Raw genomic sequence first — 7,739 nt, 5'->3', positions numbered from 1 at the left:
TTGAAGGCGAAATTCCAGGAGACGGCTGCTCCGGAAATTGCGCAGGCCTATCAACAGGGGATCGACGAACTCGCCCAGTCGGGCATCGTAGACAAAGCGAAGAAGGTGGGAGAACAAGCGCCCATGTTCGAGCTTCCCAACGTGGCAGGCCAGCCGGTTAAGCTTGAGGATCTGCTGAAGCAAGGGCCCGTTGTGCTCGTCTGGTACCGAGGCGCTTGGTGTCCTTACTGCAACGTTCAACTCCAGGCCTTGCAGGAAGCCTTGCCCCGCATCACCGAACAAGGCGCCCGCGTGCTGGCGCTAAGCCCGCAGAAACCGGAGCACTCGGCAAAGGCGGTTCAAGAGAGCAAGTTGGGATTCGAGTTGCTCGCGGATGCGGGAAACAAAACCGCGAAACAATACGGCATAGCGTACAAGCTTCCGGATGTTGTGGCGCAGCACTTGACTCAGCAGGTAGATTTCAACGCGTACAATGGAGATGCCTCAAACGAGTTGCCCTTGTCGGCCACGTATATCATTGATGGAGGCGGGGTCATCCGCTACGCCTTCCTCAACGCCGATTTCCGCCTGCGCGCCGAACCTGCGGACATTGTTGCAGCATTGAAAACACTGAAAGAGACGCCCCCGCCCGCGCCTGCTCCTGCGCCTGAACCAGCGCCCGCTCCGCCGGCGCCCGCACCTGCGCCTGAACCAGCACCCGTTCCGCCGGCACCCGCACCTGCGCCTGAACCAGCACCCGCTCCGCCGGCGCCCGCGCCTGCGCCTGAACCAGCACCCGCTCCGCCGACACCCGCACCTGCACCTGAACCAGCTCCCGCACCGCCGGCACCCGCGCCCGAGGTTGCTCCGGCCCCTCCGCCGGCGTGATCAGCCACAGACGGCGGCGCGTGGACCGCGTGGCCCAGGGCCGCCAAGGGGTTGAACAGGAGCGCGGACGTGTCCGCCCCCGATGACCGCATGGACGGGTAGGAAGACCATCCCTCCGTTGTTCGCTTACGTCAGAGCCATTCGTTCTATTGCGTCCTCAAAATCTTCAGGAAGAGCACTTCAATAACAGGACTAACGCAAGTCGTTTGCGCGCAACCCATTGCGCTTCGGAGCGGCTCTTTGCCTCGTGCAGCACGAAATGAACAAATATGTTGGAGGTACTGTCTAATACGAAGGATTCTGAAAGGAGGCCATTATGATTTTAAGAAAGAGAAGGAGAGTGGCAGCGGTGGCCTTGTCCGTAGCCGTGCTGGCCTCGTTGGCACTGTTCGCGCCCGAGGCGGTGGCGCAGTCGCGTGGCAGAGGCATGCGGGCGCCAAATCGTTCCGGAGGCGGGCTGCGCGCACCCAGTATCAACGGGCTAAATGGACGAAGCGGTCTGGGCGGATCCCGCGGCAGCGGCAGTAACCTCTTCTCGGGGTCCTCGCATTCGGGCTTGTCCGGCCTCGAGGGTTTGGGTCAATTGCTTGAATCGGCGAGACACAACCATCACGGCGGAGACTACAAGCATTGGGACCACCACGGCTATTCGGATGCGGAAGCCTATAGAGACGTCGGGATAGCAAACGCGGTTGTCGATCTTATAGGGATTTTGGTGAACGCCGGCACTTATCAGGCTTATCCTCCCGTGGCAGCGGCGCCTGTTGTGACTGTCCCGCAGCCGGCCGAGATTGTACCCGTCCCTGCGCCTTATCCCGTCACAGTGGTTCCTGCTCCTCCGGTTATCCTGCAGACGCCGTCGTACTGTGCCCCGCCACCCTACGTGCATTTGTCGCCCTGTCCGAGGCCGGTGCCTTATCGGGGCGCGTATCCCGGCTACCATAGCGGGTACGGCCACTACAAAGCGCAGACGGGCCTGCGGAACAGCCCCGGCATGACACCGCCTCGAACTTCGGCCATGCAGCGGCCTCCGATGGTCAGCCGCAGCAGGATCAGCCGGCCTGTACAGGGTGCTCCCATGCAGAATTCAGACTGGTCCTACCGGATTCGGTAGCACGGTCGGCCTTGCGGCTCCCGAATCGGTCCAACTTGGCAGAGGCTACGCGCCCGTCAACCGGCGGGGGGACGGACCTCGACAAACACGACTTCGAGCGGCTGCAGTTCGCGAGAGAACTCGCGCGGGAGCCCGGTGGCCTGCCAAAGTGTGCGAATAGTGGCAGTCTCCTCGGAACTCCAGAGATGGACGTCGCAGATGGGCCATGCGGGAGCGTTGCGGGTGTCGAGTTGAATGGCCAGGGGCTGAGGTCTGTCCGAGATGTTGACGAATAGATGGCCGATCCCGCCCGAGGGGGATTGCCAGGAGCTGGTGAGAATCGCGGGGTCTGCCGTGGTTTGCTTTTCGGCGTTCTCGCCCACGCCGTTTCCCCAATCGAACGTCAGCTTTTCTACGTCCAGTTCAAATGGGTGAAGCATCTTGCCTAGCATGAGGAATTCGCGTGCGGGCGTCTTCAACAGGCGGCAATGGTTTCGGAGCAGTGTAATTTGGTCCGGATGGGCGTTGAACATGTTGTCCGGGGAAGACCAGACGGAGCCGCCCGGCGTGCGGCCGGTCATGAGGTTCACTGCGTGGGACCGCAGGAGGCGCCGGCGAGGGCGGAATCCGGACCTCAAGAGCCTGGTTCTCCAGGATGACAGGCGGATTCTCCTGAGCCCCCGAAACAACCGGCAGGACCATCATCACAACAGCAGCCAATGCGGCGTTAGCCATCGAATTGGCTATGGAACGGACCTGTTGCCGGAAGCCAGAGGCTGGATGTCTGATTTGAGCGCCCCAGAGGCGGCCGGCGGCGTTGCATCGAGAAGAGATGGATGGCATTGCATTTCTCCCCATGCCGAGTCCAGTTCCAGGGAAGATGCGGCACCAGCCGGTCTCCGCACGAATTGTCGCGCCTCACGGCGTGGCGCGAAGATTGTACGCCAGCAATACGTCCCCGTGGCGAATATACAGGACCCCGTTGGCGATAGCAGGATGCGCCCAGTGGTTTCCGTCTCCTTCGGTCACGGTGAACATGCCCGCGCGCTCGAATCCTTCCGGCGCGGCCTTTACGAGATGCACGATGCCTCGTTTCGGCCCTTCGTAGATGTACAACATGCCATCGGCGTATTCGACCACGCCCTGACGGACTTCCTCCGTGGTCCACATGACCTTGCCCGTGGCCATCTGGGTACAGATCAACTGGTTGCTGAACATGTGGCTTGTCCCGTAGAGATAGCCGTTATCGAGCACGACGCCGTGATGCTGGCAATCGAGCGTCTCGTCTTTCCAGGCGGGTTCCGCGCTTGCGCCGTCATCGGAAAGGCGCACGGCGCCGCCGCCCGCCTTGTAACCGCCGGTGTAGTAGACGAGCCCGTCCATGTACACGGGCGTCACCGCATGAATGCCGTCCCGGGTGAGGTGCTCGACCTGCCACAGGAACTGGCCGCTGTCCGCGTCCACGCCGACGAGAAAATTCGCAGTCTCCGTCAAAAGCAGCCGCCTGCCTTTGTGCGTGTAGATGATGGGTGAACAATACGAAGCCGGGTCGCCGAACCCTTTGGTGGTCCAGATGGTCTCGCCCGTCTGCTTGTTAAGGGCGGCCAGACCCGCGTCGGGCCCGCCTGGCGTGCAGATGACGCGATCGCCGTCCACGAGCAAGGACTCCGCGAGCGTGTACATGATGTTCTGTGCCGCGAAACGTTCCAGGATGTTCACGCTCCACCGCTTCGCCCCCGAGGGGATATCGAGGCAATAGACTTCGCCCAGGCCCGAAATCATGAAGAGGGTGTCGCCTTCGATAGTCGGCGTCGAACGGGGACCGGGCGCCTGCTTGTCCTCTGTCTCGACCCCCACCGGGATCGAGCGTTCAATGGCGCCGTCGGGTGTGAGGATGAAAATGGCCGCGTTCTGCTCGTCGAGCATGCCAGGCACGTAGAGCTTGCCAGCCGCCACAGACGGCGACGAATAACCCTTGCCCAATCCCCTCGCGACCCACAGCAACGGCGGGCCGCCTTCGGGCCACGCCTTCAGCAGATTCTCCTCATCAAACCGGCCATCACGGTGCGGCCCGCGAAACTGGGGAGAGTCGCCCGCCAGCGCCACACCTCCTGCCCACACAAGCGCCAAGACTATCGTCAAGATTCTCCTCACGTCGCAATACCTCGCATGCAATGTCTCAATGTGTTCCCCGCGCAATCACGTATGCCGGGGAGAGGAGGATACAGTGGCGGCCACAAGGAAGCAACATGTCTGAATTCCCGGAGTCATTGGTTTTCGCTGAGAGCAAGCATTCCTCAAGCACCGGCAGGGGTCTTAATAGAAATACTGGTTTGGGGCGCTGTTGTAGTCGTACTCCCAGATGCCCAATAGCTGCCCGAGCCCTACGAAATGAAGCCCGGGGCTGTCTAACCGGTCCTGAAGATCGGCCTCGAACTCGTCTATGAAATCGGGACCAGTCAGTTCGGCCTGCCGCACAAGAATAACGGCGGTGTAAATCGCGTCCTTATCGAGCATGCCTGATTGTTGCTGCTCCACGAGATCGTCGAGGTCCTCCCACGTGTTTCCATACTTGCCGATATGCGGCAGCGGCGCGTTGTCGTCATGCACCATGAAATGCTCGTTGTCCTGGGGTTTCCAGATGCCGGACGCCCACAGGGAGGTCTCGTTGACGTGTCCGGAGGTCGCACCTCCCCAAAGAGCCTCTGCCTGCCACGTATATTCGTACACGTCGCCCTCGATGGGCTGCCAGAAACGCTCGAGGAGGCACTCCTCAGGCGGGTAGGCGACGAACCCGCCAGCGATGTTCGATGGCGTGACGCCCAATTGGTCTATGAGTGCCGCCACATCGGCGTAGGTATACTGCGATTCGTGAGCGTGGGGGTCTACTTCAAAGCCGAGATGGTGGATGTACTCGACGATGTTGAGGCCGCCGGTGTTGCCGCCCACGGCGTGTTGTTTCGCCGCCTCGAGGAATTTCCAGTCGGATTGCCAGTTCAGCATGACGTTGTTGGCATGCAGCATATCGGCGAATTCCACAAGGGCCGATCGTTCCTCTTCAAAGAGATTCGGATCGCTAATATACTCGGGCGTTTCCTCGTTGTGGACAACGATCGACACGTAGATCGACGCGAGTTCCTCGGGAAACCCGATATCCTGACACGAGCCGCACATGAGGAAGATCGCCATTAGAAGAACTGCCAGTGCAAGTGGCCGGGTAAGGTTGTGCTGGCGCATTGGTATCCACTCCCCTCGGTTGCCGGTGGCACCTGCGCGGTCGCCGCTGGGATCCATTGTTGCAGCAAACCCGCGCGCGGTCAATAGGCGCGGCGGACGAATCCGTCAAGCTCCGAGGCCCTCTGCCGCGCGTTCCCCTTCGCGGAACGTCTTTGCTGGACACGTCATGGGGCCGGAGAGGTCTCCTGCAGGGCGGGTCTCTTCCGAAGGCTCTATTGCGCCGTCATATCCATTTCGATGGCTGGCGTGCCGTCCCGGTTCCACGTGCGGGCAACTCCAACTGCGCGGAAGTCTTTCCAAGTCGATTCGGCTTTCTTGGTTCCGTTCTCCCACCATTGGAGCCATCGGGATTCACCATCGGAGTCATGGGCCCATTCCCATTGCCTGGAACCGTCCGGACGCCATAACGTCTCCATGCCTGTCTTTTGGCCCAGGACATACTGCGCTTCGTACTGCTTCTTGCCGTCAGGGTAGTACCAGGTTTCCGTTCCGTGCAGCAGATAACGCCCGTCGTCGCCCGTGCCAGCACACCACGTCAGTCTCGGCGCGCCATCGGCAAAGCATTCCTTAAACTCGCGGACGTTTTGGATGTGCCGCGCGGTGTTTGCCATGAGTTCCTGATCGGTTCTCTGTACTGGATCATCCGAGAGTAGCCACGCCTCGTTCATCTCGAAATGGAGACAAGGACGGTTCATCGTGGTAATGAGGTGGATCACGCCGTTGGGGGCTTGGCGCGCTACCGAATAGCCCAATGTTGTCGCGCCGGGAAGGCCGTTAAAGAAGGCGGGGCCGCTCTCGTGCTCTTGCGCACCGGACAGTTTCTTGATGCGCCAGGTCTCGCCCTCATCTTCTGAAAGAGCCGCAAAACTGCCCGATTCCGTAAAGCCTGCGGGGCGGATTCCTTCGCGTTTTTGAAAGTCGGAGGCAAGAAACAGCCGGCCGCTTTGAAGCCGCAGCAAACTGGGCCGTTGATTGGCCGCCAATGCCGGAAAGCAGGACTTGGCGGCCTCCCATGTCTTCCCATGATCGGACGAGAAGGCTTTGGGCATGTATCCTTCTATGTCCGTATTCTTGCCGCCCATGCCGAGGATTCGTCCGTCTTTGAGTTCGCAATAGGCCGTGTGGCGGCCGGCGCTTCGTCCGCCCGTGTCAAACCACGTTTTCATATTGTCGGGGCTGGCCCAGAGCACTGAGGCGCCTCCGACTGCGTCGCTGGGCACGTAAATCGTACCGTTCGCCCCCCGGAAGGCTTGGTTGACGGGCTGCCTCGAGTGAGGTCCTATCGCGCCGGTGAAATTGGGAAACTGTGCCTCACTCCAGGCCGCGCCGTCGTCTTCGGACGCAATCCATTGAAACGGATAAGCGCCTACGGCGCGGCTCCATGCCCAGAACAGATTAATCCGTCCCTGATCCTTCCACAGCAGCGGCGTATTGTCGCACACGCCTGGACAATCGACGAGGCGGGACGGCATATCCCATGAATCAGCGCCAAACCGGAGCCGGCTTGCCATCAATGACATCTCGGGTTCGTATTCGGTGTAGGAGGTGAAAACCACGAACAGCACGTCGCCATTGTCGCAGACCTCAAGCGCGGGGGAGTGATTATGTCCGCGGAATGAAGGATCCAGGCCCGCGGCATCGATCCGTTTCTGGTGTTGTTCCATCCGTGCGCGGTCGCCTTCGGTTTCCGGCGGCGACGGCAGCAGATAGCGCTTGCGAAAATACGGTTTTGTCATGTCCGGACCTATTCGCGCTTCGGGACGGGTATTCTTGATTCCTTGTGTGATGAAGAAGGACTCGCATGCAAGGGGTTCGGTACTGGGCATTATGCCTTGGACTACTCGAAAACCGATGTGATGATAGCCGGGCACATCGAGACCGCTCTCAGCGGCGTTTTCAGCTCTGCCTGGCCCAATGCCGAACGCCGGCGGCAACCCCGCCCGGTAACCAGGCGATTCGTATTCGGTTCGGGGCAGACACTCAAACTTCCCATCCAGAAGATCGAGTACGCCGCCGCGAACCACGCGCGCAAGCCCTTGTGCCGCGCCGGGAGGGTCTGTCATATCACGCGACGGATAAGGGCCGTACCAGTCCCAGCACCATTCACGTACCTCATTGGCCATGTTTTGAACGCCCCAACTCTCTGCCGACCTCCGCACATACTCCCACTCGGCTTCCGTGGGAAGACGATAGGGCTTGCCCTCGGTGCGACTGAGCCAATCACAGAAGGCCGACGCGTCGTACCAGCTCATGCCGCACGCAGACCCACCGGGAGCCGCTGCAAACCAGTCCGGACGAAATCGGCGGTACTGTGCCAGAGTGACTTCCGTGACGGAGATGCGAAACGGCCTCGTGATTGTAACGTTGTGGGCGGGCTTCTGGTCCCAGAGCGGTGAGGCGTCATTGCCCATGACGAAGGCTCCCGCTGGGATATCGGCCATCTGGAGGTCCGGTGACGTGACGCCTCGGTCACCTTGCGCCGTGGAGACTGATGAAACTCCGATAAGAGCGGCCAGAACAACCATGAGTTCTTTCATAGCCT

The 7,739-nt window shown here is 60.7% G+C and carries 6 protein-coding genes; 2 read left to right on the top strand and 4 right to left on the bottom strand.

Annotation, left to right across the window (positions count from 1 at the left end; all coding sequences use genetic code 11):
- Positions 1-867, top strand: an 867-nt coding sequence (locus PLJ71_12875; GenBank protein ID HQM49573.1) for a peroxiredoxin-like family protein, incomplete at its 5' end; no start/stop codon positions are given.
- A 316-nt stretch (positions 868-1,183) separates the two neighbouring features.
- Positions 1,184-1,981 carry a hypothetical protein gene (locus PLJ71_12870; protein HQM49572.1) on the top strand — a complete coding sequence of 266 codons (798 nt, stop codon included), beginning with the start codon at positions 1,184-1,186 and terminating at the stop codon, positions 1,979-1,981.
- A 56-nt stretch (positions 1,982-2,037) separates the two neighbouring features.
- Here the strand turns inward: PLJ71_12870 and PLJ71_12865 are convergent, their stop codons facing one another.
- From PLJ71_12865 to PLJ71_12850, 4 genes are all read right to left on the bottom strand, one after another.
- Positions 2,038-2,541, bottom strand: a complete 504-nt coding sequence (locus PLJ71_12865) for a hypothetical protein (protein HQM49571.1) — start codon at positions 2,539-2,541, stop codon at positions 2,038-2,040.
- A gap of 337 nt (positions 2,542-2,878) precedes the next feature.
- Positions 2,879-4,102, bottom strand: a complete 1,224-nt coding sequence (locus PLJ71_12860) for a PQQ-like beta-propeller repeat protein (GenBank protein HQM49570.1) — start codon at positions 4,100-4,102, stop codon at positions 2,879-2,881.
- 174 nt (positions 4,103-4,276) lie between these two features.
- Positions 4,277-5,197, bottom strand: a complete 921-nt coding sequence (locus PLJ71_12855) for a hypothetical protein (GenBank protein ID HQM49569.1) — start codon at positions 5,195-5,197, stop codon at positions 4,277-4,279.
- Between the two features lie 212 nt (positions 5,198-5,409).
- The coding region (locus PLJ71_12850; protein ID HQM49568.1) for an SUMF1/EgtB/PvdO family nonheme iron enzyme at positions 5,410-7,739 on the bottom strand (2,330 nt) is incomplete at its 5' end.

This window comes from Candidatus Hydrogenedentota bacterium, from assembly GCA_035416745.1.
Classification (GTDB): Bacteria; Hydrogenedentota; Hydrogenedentia; order Hydrogenedentales; family SLHB01; genus UBA2224.
This window is presented reverse-complemented; position numbering and strand designations above follow the sequence as displayed.